The organism is Streptomyces echinoruber, assembly GCF_014651135.1.
Lineage (GTDB): Bacteria > Actinomycetota > Actinomycetes > Streptomycetales > Streptomycetaceae > Streptomyces > Streptomyces echinoruber.
In genome coordinates, this window is record NZ_BMWH01000028.1 from 1 (window position 1) to 14983 (window position 14983).

The following is a 14983-nucleotide window of genomic DNA, read 5'->3' on the forward strand; positions in this document are numbered from 1 at the left end:
TCGTCGAGGGCGGAGGCTGGAACCCGCGCGCGGCAGCGGTAGCGGGGACGGGCCGCCGCCGCGCGCTCCACCCTCCTGCACCCCGAACGGCCTGTTCAACGCCTGTCCGTGGGCTGTGTCCCGGCGGTGACGGTTCCGGCACGGTGTCCCGGCGCGGCCACAGCCGCGGCCGCCGCGGAACCGGGCGGACCGCCGGTTTCGTCATGCATTCGTCATGCACCGGAGCCGGTGGGGCGGCATCCGTGTGCGTGGTGTGCCGATGTGCGCGGTGTGCCGATGTGCGTGGTGTGCCGACAAGTTGGCGCTGTCCCCGACCGCACCGGCCGCGACTGCGTACCGTGGATCGGGGACCGTGGACGGTGGACGGTGAGCGCCGAGGGGCGCGGCGGTGCCCGCCTGCCCCTGTGCACTCCCGCACGCTCCCGTGCGCTGCCGTGCGCTCCCGTGCACCCCCGGGCCGGGAACCGCGGTCCTGGCCGGGCGCCTCCCCGTGGGTAGCCACAACGGGGACTCGAACGGGAGCCGGGGCCCGGCGCCGCGGCGGGGGACCAGTCAGCACACACCGGGGGAAGAGGGGGGGAGCAATGCCTCGTTGGAGGGCCTTGCCGGAGGATCTCGATCCGCAGATAAGGGAGTTCATCGGCCAGTTGCGGCGGCTCGTGGACCGCGGCGGACTGAGCGTCGCCGCGCTGGCCGACCGCACGGGCTACAGCAAGACGTCCTGGGAGCGGTACCTGAACGGCCGGCTCCTGGCACCCAAGGGCGCCGTCGTCGCCCTGGCCGAGGTCACCGGCGTCCACCCCGTCCACCTCACCACCCTGTGGGAGCTGGCCGAACGCGCCTGGAGCCGCGCCGAGATGCGGCACGACCGCACGATGGAGGCCGTCCGCGTCTCCCAGGCCCGCGCCGCGCTCGGCGAACAGCTCACCGCGTTCCCGGCCGACGCCACGGGCGCCAAGGGAACCGGCGGCGCCGAGGAGACCGGCGGCAAGGAGGACGGTACGGCGGTCCGTGGGGGCGGCCGCGCCACCGTGCCCCCCGGCGTCGCCGGGCCCGCCGGGGTGGCGCCGACCATCCCGCCGCAGCCGACGGCGGCGGAGGCCGACCCGGTCCGGCCGCCCGCCGCCCGGGGTACCTCGTGGGGCGTGGCCGGACACCGGGGGCCGTCCCCCGCGGGCGGCGCCGGTACGGCCGTGCCCGCGCCGGACGCCCCCGCGCCGGACGGCCCCACGCCGAACGTCCCCGCGCCGGACGCCCCCGCACCGAACGTCCCCGCCCCGGACGACACGGCCCGCGCGTCGGCCCGGCGGCGGCTGACGACGTTCCTGGCGGCCGCCGCCGGCACCGCCGCGCTCATCGCGGGCGCCCTCCTCCTCACCCGGGGCGGTGGCGACACCGGGCCCGAGGGCGCCCCCGCCCCGCCCAGCCGCTCCGCCGGCGCCCACCGGAGCCTGTCGGCGGGTGTGAAGTGCGGCGGCGCCGACTGCACCGGCAAGGACGCCGAGGCGATGGGGTGCAGCGGCAGGCACGTCACCACCGCGCGGTCCGTCACCGTCGGCACCGCCCTGGTCGAGGTCCGCTACAGCAGGACGTGCGGCGCCGCCTGGGCCCGCATCACCGGCGCCACCGGGGGCGACGAGGTCCGGGTCGCCGTGGGCCGACACCAGGAGACCGGCACCGTCGACGCCGGCGGCGACACCATCGCGTACACCCCGATGATCGCCGTCTCCGACCCGGACCGGGCGCGGGCGTGCGCGACGCTGGCCTCGGGGCAGCGGGGCTGCACGCCGTAGCCGTACGCCGTACGCCGCATGCCGCATGCCGTAGCCGTACCGGGGGCGCACCCGCGGGCGCGCCCGGGCGGCACCTGTGTCGTAGGTGTGGCGGTGCGGAAAAGAAGCCGGCGCGGCAGGCATGGCTCCCGCGAGGGCGGGCAGGCGGATGTCATCCCCCCACGGGAGTCCGGTTTCCGGGCAACCCCATGGCGGCCGCCCCAGTCCCTCTCTCCCGGACGGGCGGCCGCCTCGTGCGTTTTCGCACCCGGGGCGCCGCACCGGGCGCGGTGCGGACATGCTGTGGGACGGGCCACACGGCCCCGGCCGTCCGGGATGCCCCAGAAGCGATAGCCTGACCGCTGGATCTCTCTTGACGCCAAGAGATCGATCATCCGTTCCCGCCCCGGGGCAGGGACGCCCCACCGCCAGCTTCATACGGAGAACGCCATGACCCGCACTCCCGTGAACGTGACCGTCACCGGCGCCGCCGGGCAGATCGGTTACGCCCTGCTCTTCCGCATCGCCTCCGGCCAGCTGCTCGGCGCGGACGTGCCGGTCAAGCTGCGTCTGCTGGAGATCACCCCGGCGCTGAAGGCCGCCGAGGGCACGGCCATGGAGCTGGACGACTGCGCCTTCCCGCTCCTGCAGGGCATCGACATCACCGACGACCCGAACGTCGCCTTCGACGGCGCCAACGTCGCCCTCCTCGTCGGCGCCCGCCCGCGCACCAAGGGCATGGAGCGCGGCGACCTGCTGGAGGCCAACGGCGGCATCTTCAAGCCGCAGGGCAAGGCCATCAACGACCACGCCGCGGACGACATCAAGGTCCTCGTCGTCGGCAACCCGGCCAACACCAACGCGCTCATCGCGCAGGCCGCCGCGCCCGACGTGCCGGCCGAGCGGTTCACCGCGATGACCCGCCTGGACCACAACCGCGCGCTGACCCAGCTCGCGAAGAAGACCGGCGCCTCGGTCGCCGACATCAAGCGCCTGACCATCTGGGGCAACCACTCGGCCACCCAGTACCCGGACATCTTCCACGCCACCGTCGCCGGCAAGAACGCCGCCGAGGTCGTCAACGACGAGAAGTGGCTCGCGGAGGACTTCATCCCGACCGTCGCCAAGCGCGGCGCCGCCATCATCGAGGCCCGCGGCGCCTCCTCGGCCGCCTCCGCCGCCAACGCCGCCATCGACCACGTGTACACCTGGGTCAACGGCACCCCCGAGGGCGACTGGACCTCCATGGCCGTTCCCTCCGACGGCTCCTACGGCGTCCCCGAGGGCCTGATCTCCTCCTTCCCCGTCACCTGCAAGGACGGCAAGTACGAGATCGTCCAGGGCCTGGAGATCAACGACTTCTCCCGCGCCCGCATCGACGCCTCCGTCAAGGAGCTCGAGGACGAGCGCGAGGCGGTCCGCAACCTCGGCCTCATCTGAGCCGCGCGGCCGCACCGCACACCGCACCGCGCCCGAGGCGCACGCCGCGCCGCACACCGAGGCGCACGCCGCCCGCCCGCCGGGCGGCACGCGGTGCGCGCGGGGCCGGAACGGGCCGTACCTCCGGCCCCGGCCCCGCGCGCACCACTCCGATCATGCGCTAGACTGATCACACGACGGGCCGCCGGAACTCCCGGCTCCCGCCAGTGCGTTGGTGGTCCAAGGAAAGACGCCCCGCTTCCTGTGGGGAGATGCAGGTGCAAGGCCTGCCCGGCGCTCCGATCTGAGTCCCGTCCCGCATCGCGCGGGGCGGGACTCGTCGCGTTGCGGGCCCCATCCCACCTTCGGGCCCCATTCCGTCTCCGGACTCCATCCCGCCTTCGGGCCCTTGTCCCGCCTTCGGGACCGGGGCCTTGGCATGGACCGGCCGTTCCCGGGCACTCGGCGCCACTGGGCGCGGAGCCGCAGAGTCGCCGAGAGGCTGGGGGTCGGGTGTTCTTCGACGGGTTCGAACTGACGCGGTGCGCGGGGGACGGGGCCGAGCTGCGGGTGCGCCACGGCGGGAGCGGCCCGGCGGTGCTGCTGCTGCACGGGCACCCGCGGACGCACGCCACCTGGCACCGCGTGGCGCCGCTGCTGGCGCGGGCCGGCCACCACGTGGTCTGCCCGGACCTGCGCGGGTACGGGGAGTCGTCGAAGCCGGCCACCGACGACCGGCACCTGCCGTACTCCAAGCGGGCCATGGCGCGGGACTGCGTGGCGGTGATGCGGGCGCTCGGACACGAGCGGTTCGCGGTGGTGGGCCACGACCGGGGCGCGTACGTGGCGAGCCGGCTGGCGCTGGACCACCCGGAGGCGGTGACCGCGCTGAGCGTGCTGGACGCGGTGCCGATCGGGGAGGCGCTCGCGCGGTGCGACGCCGCCTTCGCCGCGCGCTGGTGGCACTGGTTCTTCCTCGGGCAGACCGACAAGCCCGCCGAGCGGATCATCAACGCCGACCCCGACGCCTGGTACACCGCCGGGCCCGAGCCGATGGGGCGGGAGGCGTACGAGGACTTCCGGCGCGCCGTCCACGATCCTGCCACCGTGCACGCGATGTGCGAGGACTACCGGGCCGGCCTCGGCGTCGACCGGGAGCACGACGAGGCCGACCGGCGGGCCGGCCGGTGCGTCCGCTGCCCGCTGCAGGTGCTGTGGGCGACGCGGGACGACATGGCCGAGCTGTACGGCGACGTGCTCGGCGTGTGGCGCGGCTGGGCCGCCGGCCCGCTGCACGGCGGGCCGATCGACTCCGGGCACCACATGGCCGAGGAGGCGCCCGAGGAACTCGCCGCCGCGCTCACCGGGTTCTGGAAGGGCGGCTGAACCGGCCCGGGCCGGCGTCCGTCAGTCTTCGTCCTCGTCCTCGTCCTGCTGCGGGTGGGAGAAGCGCAGCGCGAGGTCCTGCAGCAGGTCGGCGGACTTGATCTCGCTGTGGCCGGCGTCGTGGACGTCGGCGAGTTCGGAGAACAGGAACGCGAAGGCGTGCACCAGCTGCAGCGCGGAGGCCGCCACCGCCTGGGCCGCCGTCTCCGCCGCCTCCCGGGGGGAGGCGTCCTCGGGGACGAGGACGGTGGGCAGCACCTCGTTGATGAGCGTGGCGAACGCCGGGCTCAGCTCGTAGTCCGCGTCCGGGTCCTCGTTCAGCGCGGCGAACATGTTCTGCGCCTCCGTGAGGATGCCGATGGCGCGGAGTACGACCTCGTTCTGATCCATACCGCGAGCCTAGACGCGCTCCGGCTCCGTGCCGCGTCACCCCGACGCGCGGAACGGAGCCGCCGTCCCCCCGGTCCGTCACCGCCGCCCTCCGGTCCGTCACCGCCGTCAACCTGCCGCACTTCCGTCACCCACCGCACCGCACACGTCTGCCGCACCTCCGTCACCCGCCGCAGGCGCCCACCGCACCGGAAGCACCCACCGCACCGCACCGCCCGTCTCGCCCGCACCGCCCGCGCCGCACGCGCCTCGCCTCGACGCGCGCCGCCCCGCCCGGCGCGGGCCGCCGCCCCTTCAGCCGCGCCCGCCGTCCCCCGGTGCCGGCCGCTTCTCGAAGGAGCGGCGGCCGTCCATGAACGCGCCGAATCCTCACAGAGCGTTTTCGTCGATTGCGTCTCCGTGTCCGCTCACGCCCCTTTATGCTGATGAACCCTCAGACGGCGATGTACCGGAACCGTCTGACGCATCGGGGGAGCCGTATGAGTACCTCGTCCGTACCTCAGCCATCTCCATTACCTCAACAGCCGCAGCAATCCCGGGACTCGCAGACGGCGACCGCGAGTGTGCCTCCGCCGCCCCCACCGCCGCACGCCAGCGAGGCCACCCGCCTGCTGTGCGTGGGCACCTACCTGGACCCGTCCTTCCGGGAACGAGTCCTGGAGGAACTCCATCTCAACGAGCAGCGGCTCGTGGCCCCCTCCCTCGGCTTCGACGCGGCCCGCGTCCTGGCCCACGCGCTGCGGGCACGGCGGATCGAGGCGGGCTGGGCCGCCGGGATCGTGGGCCTGTGGATCGTGGGACTGCTGATCACCGACCGCCTCCTCGCGGGTTACCTCGTGCCCAGCCTGCTGCTGGCGATGGGCGGCGCCACCCACGGCAGCGAGGAGAACCCTCCGCTCTCACGCCGGGTGACGGCGTTCTTCTTCCGCTGGCTGGGCCGGCTGATGCTGCTGGTCTTCCTGGTGGCCACGGTCACCGCGGCTTTCCACGACGACTCCTCCGGTGACGGCTCCTCCGGTTACGGGACCTCCGGCGAGTCCTCCGGCGCGACGCAACTGCTGCTGATGCTGCCGCTGGCCCTGACCCGGATGATCGGCGGCGACGGCACGGTCACGCCGCTGCAGGCCTGGCTGGCCCTGCTGATGTTCGTGGCCGTGGCCCTGTGCGCGGGTGCCCAGCGCAGCCGGCTCGTCCGGTCGCTCGGCGCCGAGCTGTCCCCGCGGCGCTTCCCGGACGCCGCGTCCGACCCGGCGGAACGAGCCGAGGGAGAGCGCTTCCGGCGGCTGCGGGCACGCATCCGGCTGGAGCAGCGCTCACCGCTGATCATGTACCGCGAGACGCGCCCGTTCTGCGGGGCCGGCTCCGCCCACGACACCTGGGTGCTCGCCGTGGAGATGCGGCCGAAGCGCGACGAGAAGCCCCGCCCGATGAGCAACCGCACGGTCCTGGACACCATCCGCCCGCTGCTGGAGGGACTGCGGCTGCCCCCCGAGTACGCGGGGCACGCCGTGCGCGACCGGCTGCGCTGGCTGGAGATCGACGAGTGCGTGTTCCTGCCGGCCGAGGGGCTGGCCCGCCGTGAGGAGGCCCCGTACGGCGAGGAGGCGTTCGAGACGCACCGCAGCCGGGCGGTGGAGGAGGGCGCCGAGAAGCGGAGGCACTTCCTGCGGGTCCGGGTCGGCGGCTGGGAGGAGGAACTGGTCGTCACCGTCTACGTGCGGGTCCACACCCAGGGCCGCATGCTGATGCTGGAGATCGCCCCGCACGTGCTCATGCCGATCCGGTCGGATTTCAAGGAGGCCGACCGCACCGCCCACCAGTTCCGCGGCAACAGCCTCCTCGGCAAGGCCGCCTGGGCCGTCGGGCAGGTACCGGCCGCCTCGGTGCGCTCCGTCGTCGCGCTGGCTCAGGTCGTCGCCTACGGCTGGCGGCTGCTCACCGGCGGCTACGACAGCGCGCCGGTCGACGGACCGGCCGTGTCGGTGCGCGAACTGGGCGCGGCCCCGTCCGGTTCGCTCTTCCAGCGGATGGACGTCGACCGCTACCTGCGCAGCGTCCAGGACCGTATCGCGCACGGAGTCCGCACCGCCCTGTCCGAACACGGTTACCAGACGGACGAGTTCGTGCAGAAGGTGGTCAACATCAGCAACGGCGGCGTGCACATCGAATCCGTCGAGGGAAGCACCTTCGCCGTCGGCAGCCACGCGCACGCCGCGTCCACCACGAACGGCGGCCCCGCGCCGCAGAAGGGATCCGACAGCGATGAGCACGGCGGATGAGCCGAACGTCCGCATCGGGGACGTCTCACACAGCACGTTCGCCGTCGGCAGCCACGCGCACGCCGAAAGCCACCACGGCACGGCGCCGGCCCGCGACGAGGCCACCGAGGAACTGCTGCGGGCGGTGCGGGAACTGCGCGAGGACCTGCGGCGGGTGCGCGCGGACGAGCACACGGCCGCGCTGGACGAGGAACTGGCCCGCACGGAGGACGAGATCGGTCGTACCGGCGAGGCCGGGCCGTCACGCCGGGAACGCCTGCGGGCCCTGCTCGGCGACTCGCAGGCCCTGCTGGGCGTCCTCGCCTCGGCGGGCACGGTGGCCCGGATGCTGGGGCTGTCGTGAGAGGCGCCGGAACGTGAGCGCCGTCGGGAGGGGCACATCATGAGCGGGGGACACCGCCGCTGGAACGAGGAGACCCAGTCCTGGGAGGACGCCGACGACGTGACGGCCACGGTACCGGTGACACCGCCGCCCCCGGCGGGCCCGGAACACGCGCCGGGGGAACCGACCGGGAGCGGCCCGTACCCGGGGTGGTCCGGCCGGCGGCCGGTGCCGTCCTGGTGGGGCGTGGACCGCAGGACGGTCTGGTCGGTGGTGGCCGGCGCCGCCGTCGCCGGGGTCGCCGTGAGCCTGGTGCTGACGCTGGGCGGCGGGAACGCCGACAAGGGTGACCACACGGACGCGGCGGGCTCGCCCACGGCGCCCTCGGCTCCGGGCGGCAGTGCGACGTCCTACGGCACCGGCGGCACGGACCCGCCGTCGCTGTCCGCGTCCCCGACCGCCCCGACCGCCCCGCCCTCCGGCTACCACGTCCAGCAGGACCAGGAGGGCTTCCGCGTCGCCGTCCCCGACGGGTGGTCGCGCACCTCCGTGGCGTCGCAGTTCGGCATCCGCGTGGTCAACTACCGCAGCCCGGACCGCACGCACCGGCTGCAGGTGTACCAGGTGATGGAGGAGTCGCCGGACGCGTCGTTCGAGCTGTTCCTGTCCCCGCAGACGCCGAAACCGGCCGGTTTCGAAAAGCTGTCGCTGGAGAACCTGGACGGCGCCGGCTTCACCGGCTCGCGCCTGGAGTACCTGGCCGACCGGGTCAGGGGCGAACCGGACGTCGGCACGTGGCACGTCTACGACGAGCGGTTCGTCGCCGCGGACGGGCAGATCTACGCCCTCGCCGCCTACGGCCCCGACGCCGACGGCCGCGAGGACGAGCTGAAGCTGCTCACCACGGCGCTGGCCTGGTTCTGCCCGCCGGGGATGTCGTGCGGCGCGGCGGGACAGGACTGAGCCCCCCGGCTGAGCCCCCGGCTGAGCCACCCGCGCCCGCCGACCGCGCCCCCGTCGTCCGCCCTCACTGTCGCCCGTTTTGTTGCTCCGTGTCCGCATCTCCCGTGACACGGAGCACTTTCGGCCACGGATTCCGCATGCCTTCCGGTACTTCCGGGCAAGCGCTCACGGTCCCCATGAGTGACACCCGTGTGACTCAAGGGCACCGGACAGGAACGGAAGGCAGCACCGAACATGCCGATCACGGCGGACAGAACCGACCTGCAGGCGCGGAGGACCATCCACGTGGGAGGGGAGTGGCGGGAAGCCGTCTCCGGCGCCACGCGCGAGATCGTCGACCCCGCGGACGCGACGCCGTTCGCCGTGGTCGCGGAGGGCGACGAGAAGGACACGGACCTGGCGGTGGCGGCCGCCCGCCGCGCGTTCGACGAGGGGCCGTGGCCGCACACGCCCGTCGCCGAGCGCGCCGCGCTGCTGCGCCGCGTCGCCGACCTGCTGGTGCGCGACCGGGAACGGCTCGGCCTGCTGGAGAGCCGGGACGCGGGCAAGACCCTCGAGGAGGGCCGCATCGACGTCGACTGCGTCGCCGACGCCTTCCGTTACTTCGCCGACCTGGTCGTGGCGGAAGGCGCGGGCCGGGTCGTCGACGCCGGAACGCCGGACGTCCACAGCGTCGTCGTGCACGAGCCGGTCGGCGTGTGCGCGATGATCACGCCTTGGAACTATCCGCTGCTGCAGGCCAGTTGGAAGATCGCCCCGGCGCTCGCGGCGGGCAACACCTTCGTGGTCAAGCCCAGCGAGATCACCCCGCTCACCACCGTCGCCCTGATCGAGCTGCTGGCCGAGGCCGGCCTGCCCGACGGGGTGGCCAACCTCGTCACCGGCCCCGGCCACACGGTCGGCGCCCGCCTCGCCGAGCACCCCGACGTCGACCTGGTCTCCTTCACCGGCGGCCTGGCCAGCGGCACCAAGGTCGCCCAGGCGGCCGCCCCGACCGTGAAGAAGGTCGCCCTGGAACTGGGCGGCAAGAACCCCAACGTGGTCTTCGCCGACGCCTGCGCCACCGACGAGGGCTTCGACACCGCCGTCGACCAGGCCCTCAACGCGGCCTTCATCCACAGCGGCCAGGTCTGCTCGGCCGGCGCCCGGCTCATCGTCGAGGAGTCCGTCCGGGACCGCTTCGTCGCCGAACTCGCCCGCCGCGCCCAGCGGATCCGCCTGGGCCGCGGCACCGAGAAGGGCGTCGAGTGCGGCCCGCTCGTCTCCGAGCAGCACCGCGCCAAGGTCGAGGCGTACGTCGCCTCGGCGCTGGCGGAGGGCGCGGTGCTGCGCTGCGGCGGCCGGCGCCCCGAGCCCAGCGACGTACGCCCCGCCACCGGCTACTTCTACGAGCCCACCGTCCTCGACCACTGCCACCGCGGGATGCGGGTCGTGCGCGAGGAGGTCTTCGGCCCGGTCGTCACCGTGGAGACCTTCCGCACCGAGGACGAGGCGGTGTTCCTCGCCAACGACACCGACTACGGCCTGGCCGGCGCCGTGTGGAGCGCCGACGCCGGACGCGCCCGCCGCGTCGCGGGACGGCTGCGCCACGGCACGGTGTGGATCAACGACTTCCACCCCTACCTGCCGCAGGCGGAGTGGGGCGGCTTCGGCAAGAGCGGCGTCGGCCGTGAACTCGGCCCCGCCGGGCTCGCCGAGTACCGCGAGACCAAGCACGTCTACCAGAACCTCGCCCCCGGACCGGTCCGCTGGTTCGCCGGCTGAGCACCCCCGGCGCGGCGTCCCGCGACCCGGCACCGGCCCGGCGGCACCCTCCTGTCGCCGCACGGACTCCCCCACGTCACCACCCGTCCGTCTCCCCCCAGTTCCCCCCAGGAGTACCACCCCCATGCCCGACCACACCCACGCATTCGACTACGTCGTCGTCGGCGGCGGTACGGCCGGTTCCGTGATCGCCTCCCGCCTCACCGAGAACCCCGACGTCACGGTCGCCGTCATCGAGGGCGGTCCCAGCGACGTCGGCCGCGAGGACGTCCTCACCCTGCGCCGCTGGATGGGCCTGCTCGGCGGCGAACTCGACTACGACTACCCGACCGTCGAGCAGCCCCGCGGCAACTCCCACATCCGGCACAGCCGCGCCCGCGTCCTGGGCGGCTGCTCCTCCCACAACACGCTCATCGCCTTCAAGCCGCTGCCGTCCGACTGGGACGAGTGGGAGGCCGCCGGCGCCAAGGGCTGGGGCTCGGTGCAGATGGAGGCGTACTTCGCCCGCCTGCTGAACAACATCGTCCCGGTCGACGAGAAGGACCGGAACGCCATCGCCCGCGACTTCGTCGACGCCGCGCAGAAGGCGCTGGGCGTGCCGCGCATCGAGGGCTTCAACAAGAAGCCGTTCACCGAGGGCGTCGGCTTCTTCGACCTCGCCTACCACCCGGAGGACAACAAGCGCTCGTCGGCCTCGGTGGCCTACCTGCACCCGGTGATGGACGAGCGCGCCAACCTCCACCTGTTCCTGGAGACCTGGGCCCACCGGCTCGACCTCGACGGCACGCGCGTGCGCGGCGTCCACGTGCGCACCAAGGACGGCGAGGAACTCCTGGTGCGGGCCCGCAACGAGGTCCTGCTGTGCGCCGGCGCCATCGACTCCCCGCGCCTGCTGCTGCACTCCGGCATCGGCCCTGGGGCCGACCTGGAACGGCTCGGCATCCCCGTCGCGCACGACCTGCCGGGCGTCGGCGAGAACCTGCTCGACCACCCCGAGTCGGTGATCGTGTGGGAGACGCACGGCCCGATCCCGGACAACTCCGCGATGGATTCCGACGCGGGCCTGTTCGTCCGCCGGGACCCCGAACACCCCGGCCCGGACCTGATGTTCCACTTCTACCAGATCCCGTTCACCGACAACCCGGAGCGGCTGGGCTACGCACGCCCGCCCCACGGCGTGTCGATGACCCCGAACATCCCCAAGCCGAAGTCCCGCGGCCGCCTGTACCTCAAGAGCGCCGACCCCGCGGAGAAGCCCGCCCTGGACTTCCGCTACTTCACCGACGAGGACGACTACGACGCCCGCACCCTCGTCGACGGCATCCGCATCGCCCGCGAGATCGCGAAGACCGAGCCGCTGGCGGGCTGGCTCAAGCGCGAGGTGTGCCCCGGCCCGCACGTCACGGGCGACGAGGAGCTCAGCGAGTACGCCCGCCGCGCCGCGCACACCGTCTACCACCCGGCGGGCACCTGCAAGATGGGCGCGCCCGACGACGAACTCGCCGTAGTGGACCCTGAGTTGAAGATTCGCGGCCTGGAGGGCATCCGTATCGCGGACGCCTCCGTGTTCCCGACCATGACCGCCGTGAACCCGATGATCGCGGTGCTCATGGTCGGGGAGAAGGCCGCCGAGCTGATCGGAGGCGGTGCCCGATGACCGAGACCCTGCAACCCCCGGCCCGGCAGACGACCGCGGACACGCCCGTGTTCGCGGTCCAGGGCCTGTGGAAGGTGTTCGGACCCCGGCCCGAACGGATCCCCGCAGACCCCGAACTGGCCGCGCTGCCGCCCGCCGAACTGCGCGAGCGCACCGGCTGCACCGCCGCCGTCCGCGACGTCTCCTTCGACGTGCGCAAGGGCGAGGTCTTCGTCGTGATGGGCCTGTCCGGCTCCGGCAAGTCCACCCTGGTGCGCTGCCTGACCCGGCTGGTCGAACCCACCGCCGGCGCCATCGCCATCGACGGCGAGGACGTGCGCGCCATGGACCGGGCCCGGCTGCGCGCACTGCGCCGGCACCGCGCCGCCATGGTCTTCCAGCACTTCGGCCTGCTGCCGCACCGCACCGTTCTGGACAACGTCGCCTACGGCCTGGAGATCCAGGGCGTCGGCAAGGCGCGGCGCCGCGAGAAGGCCGCCGAGATGGTGGCCAAGGTCGGCCTGGAGGGCATGGAGCACCGCCGCCCCGGCCAGCTCTCCGGCGGCCAGCGCCAGCGCGTCGGCCTGGCCCGGGCCCTCGCCGTCGACCCCGAGGTGCTGCTCTTCGACGAGCCGTTCAGCGCCCTCGACCCGCTGATCCGGCGCGACATGCAGGAGGAGGTGATCCGGCTGCACCGCGAGGAGGGCCGCACCATGGTCTTCATCACCCACGACCTGCAGGAGGCCCTCAAGCTCGGCGACCGCATCGCCCTGATGCGCGACGGCCGGATCGTGCAGCTCGGCACGCCGGAGGAGATCGTCGGCTCCCCGGCCGACGACTACGTGCGGGCCTTCGTGCGGGACGTGCCGCGCGAGCAGGTCCTCACCGTGCGCACCGCCATGCGCCCGGCCGCCGCGGACGAGGCCGGCACCGGCCCCGCCGTGCGCCCCGACGCCACGGTGGCCGAGGCCATCGAGGCGGTGGCCCGCGCCGGCGCCCCGGCCCGGGTGATGGACCAGGGCCGCTGCCTGGGGGTGGTGGACTCCGACGCCCTGCTGGAAGTCGTGGCCGGTACGGCCCCCCGGGAGGCGGCCTGATGGCGACGATCACCGTGTTCCCCTCCCGCCTCCAGCTCCCCGGCGCCCTCAGGCGCCCCGCCGTGGCCAAGCTCGCCGTGCTGGCCGTGGCCGCTGCGGTCCTCGTACCGCTGCTGAACTCCCGCTGGACGAACGGGACCTGGCCGCACGAACTGACCGTGAGCCTGACCCGGCCGCTCACCGCCGCCAGCGACTGGGTCATCGACAACCGCGACAGCAACCCGCTGTTCCTGTACTTCCTCGGCCACGTCAGCAACGCGGTCGTCCTCTCCGTCCGCGCCGTCTACCTCACGCTGCTCGCCGCCGGCTGGGCGGGCGTGACGGCCGCCACCGCGCTGGTGGCCTGGCGGGTGGCCGGGGCACGGCTGGCGCTGGGCACGGCGGCGGCCCTCCTGGCCTGCGGCCTGCTCGGCATGTGGGTGCCGACGATGCAGACGCTCGCGCTGATGGCGGTCGCCGTCCTCGCCTCCGTCTCCGTCGGCTTCCTGCTCGGCCTGGCGGCCGGCCTGTCCGACCGCCTGGACCGCGTGCTGCGCCCGGTGCTGGACACCATGCAGATCCTCCCGGCCTTCGCCTACCTGCTGCCGGTGGTGCTGGTCTTCGGCATCGGCGTGCCCGCCGCCGTCCTGGCCACCGTGGTCTACGCCGCCCCGCCCATGGCGCGGCTGACCGCGCTGGGCCTGCGCGGCGCCGACCGGGAGGTCCTGGAGGCCGTCGACTCGCTCGGCGCCACCGCCCGCCAGCGGCTGCTGACGGCCCGGCTGCCGCTGGCCCGCAAGGACCTCCTCCTCGGCGTCAACCAGACGATCATGATGGCGCTGTCCATGGCGGTCATCGCCTCCGTCATCGGCGCCGGCGGCCTCGGCGACCGCGTCTACCAGGCGCTCGCCTCCGTCGACGTGGGCGCGGCCCTGGCGGCCGGCATCCCGATCGTGCTGCTCGCCGTCGTCCTGGACCGCGTCACCTGCGCCGCCGGGGAGAGGCTGGGCGCGGACGACGGACGCCGCACGGCCGGCTGGGCGTACGTGGCCCTGGCCGCCGCCGCGACCGTCGCCGCCGCCCTGGCCGCGCGCCTCGCCGGCCGCCTGGACTGGCCGGACGCCTGGACGGTGAACATCGCCGGGCCCGTCAACCACGCCGTCGACTGGATGACCGCCCACCTGTACTCCGGCGTGCCCTACGTCGGCGGCACCGCCGACTGGGCCGGCCGCTTCACCTCCTGGGTCCTCGACCCGGTCCGCTCGGCCCTGCTGTGGCTGCCGTGGTGGTCGGTGCTGCTGATCGTGGCCGCCCTGGCCTGGCTGATCGGCACCTGGCGCACCGCGCTCACCGCCGTCCTCGCCATGGCCGCGACCGGCGTGCTCGGCCTGTGGAAGCCGTCCCTGGACACCCTCTCCCAGGTGCTGGCCGCCGTCGCCGTCACCCTCGTCGCCGGCTTCGCCGTCGGCATCGCCGCCGCCCGCAGCGCACGCGTGGACCGGCTGCTGCGCCCGGTGCTGGACGTGTTCCAGACCATGCCGCAGTTCGTGTACCTCATCCCGGTCGTCGCGCTGTTCGGCGTCGGCCGCGCCCCCGCCGTGGCCGCCGCGATCGTCTACGCGCTGCCCGCCGTCATCCGCATCACCGCGCAGGGCCTGCGCCAGGTCGACGCCGCCGCCCTGGAGGCGGCGCGCTCCCTGGGCGCCACCGGCGGCCAGCAACTGCGCCAGGTCCAGCTCCCGCTGGCCCGCGAGGCGCTGCTGCTCGCCGTCAACCAGGGCGTGGTGCTGGTCCTCGCCGTCGTCATCATCGGCGGCCTGGTCGGCGGCGGCGCGCTCGGCTACGACGTCGTCTTCGGCCTCGCCCAGGGCGACCTGGCCACCGGCCTGGTGGCCGGCGTGGCCATCGTCTGCCTCGGCCTGATGCTCGACCGGGTGACGCAGCCCACGCGGCGGCGCGCGGGGAAGGGAGCGTGA

General features: G+C 74.1%; 11 protein-coding genes. 10 read left to right on the forward strand and 1 reads right to left on the reverse strand.

Going from position 1 to position 14983, the window contains the following annotated elements:
* Nucleotides 1-602: 602 nt before the first annotated feature.
* From IE225_RS26290 to IE225_RS26300, 3 genes are all read left to right on the forward strand, one after another.
* On the forward strand, nt 603-1793 hold the full coding sequence (locus IE225_RS26290) for a helix-turn-helix domain-containing protein (RefSeq protein WP_229880056.1): 1191 nt from the start codon (nt 603-605) through the stop codon (nt 1791-1793).
* 429 nt (nt 1794-2222) lie between these two features.
* Nucleotides 2223-3212, forward strand: coding sequence for a malate dehydrogenase (locus IE225_RS26295; RefSeq protein WP_190060103.1), 990 nt, complete (start codon nt 2223-2225; stop codon nt 3210-3212).
* Nucleotides 3213-3704: 492 nt separating this feature from the next.
* Entirely contained in the window at nt 3705-4577 is an 873-nt protein-coding gene (locus IE225_RS26300) for an alpha/beta hydrolase (protein WP_229880057.1), read from the forward strand.
* Nucleotides 4578-4598: 21 nt separating this feature from the next.
* On the opposite strand, the gene IE225_RS26305 is transcribed toward IE225_RS26300, so the two are convergent.
* Nucleotides 4599-4967 (reverse strand): hypothetical protein, encoded by a 369-nt coding sequence (locus IE225_RS26305; protein WP_190060104.1) that lies wholly within the window; start codon nt 4965-4967, stop codon nt 4599-4601.
* A gap of 479 nt (nt 4968-5446) precedes the next feature.
* Here IE225_RS26305 and IE225_RS26310 point away from each other — a divergent pair, with 479 nt between their 5' ends.
* From IE225_RS26310 to IE225_RS26340, 7 genes are all read left to right on the forward strand, one after another.
* Nucleotides 5447-7246, forward strand: a complete 1800-nt coding sequence (locus tag IE225_RS26310) for an AbeC-like domain-containing protein (RefSeq protein ID WP_373303276.1) — start codon at nt 5447-5449, stop codon at nt 7244-7246.
* Nucleotides 7230-7589, forward strand: coding sequence for a hypothetical protein (locus tag IE225_RS26315; protein WP_190060106.1), 360 nt, complete (start codon nt 7230-7232; stop codon nt 7587-7589). The genes IE225_RS26310 and IE225_RS26315 overlap by 17 nt, the downstream gene beginning before the upstream one ends.
* Before the next feature lie 39 nt (nt 7590-7628).
* A complete protein-coding gene (locus tag IE225_RS26320) occupies nt 7629-8531 on the forward strand; it encodes a serine/threonine kinase C-terminal domain-containing protein (RefSeq protein WP_190060107.1) in 903 nt (300 codons plus the stop codon).
* Nucleotides 8532-8765: 234 nt separating this feature from the next.
* On the forward strand, nt 8766-10295 hold the full coding sequence (locus IE225_RS26325) for an aldehyde dehydrogenase family protein (RefSeq protein ID WP_190060108.1): 1530 nt from the start codon (nt 8766-8768) through the stop codon (nt 10293-10295).
* 124 nt (nt 10296-10419) lie between these two features.
* Nucleotides 10420-11952 (forward strand): GMC family oxidoreductase, encoded by a 1533-nt coding sequence (locus IE225_RS26330; protein ID WP_190060109.1) that lies wholly within the window; start codon nt 10420-10422, stop codon nt 11950-11952.
* Nucleotides 11949-13028, forward strand: a complete 1080-nt coding sequence (locus tag IE225_RS26335; RefSeq protein ID WP_190060110.1) for a quaternary amine ABC transporter ATP-binding protein — start codon at nt 11949-11951, stop codon at nt 13026-13028. Before IE225_RS26330 ends, IE225_RS26335 begins: the two co-directional genes overlap by 4 nt.
* Entirely contained in the window at nt 13028-14983 is a 1956-nt protein-coding gene (locus IE225_RS26340; protein WP_190060111.1) for an ABC transporter permease, read from the forward strand. Before IE225_RS26335 ends, IE225_RS26340 begins: the two co-directional genes overlap by 1 nt.